Raw genomic sequence first — 218 nt, forward strand, 5'->3', positions numbered from 1 at the left:
TGTGCCGAAGTTAAATCGAAATTCGCATTCTTTCAAGAACAGCGGGAAAGATTTGCGATCGATTCCGTTGTATTTTCGCAAGACACGTTTTGCCTGATTCCAAAAATTCTCAATGCCGTTAATGTGGTTCTGACGGTCGGCAAATTCCTTGGAATGGTTGATGCGGTAATGGATGAAACCGCTCACATCCAACTTGTCGTAGCTGCTCAGGCTATCCG

At 45.0% G+C, this 218-nt stretch carries 1 protein-coding gene; it reads right to left on the reverse strand.

Annotated elements, in window-relative coordinates:
- The coding region (locus tag ACTHSQ_RS11520; protein WP_440372123.1) for a transposase at nt 1-218 on the reverse strand (218 nt) is incomplete at both ends.

Origin of the sequence: Neisseria sp. P0009.S008, from assembly GCF_051958615.1 — a bacterium.
Taxonomy (GTDB): domain Bacteria; phylum Pseudomonadota; class Gammaproteobacteria; order Burkholderiales; family Neisseriaceae; genus Neisseria; species Neisseria subflava.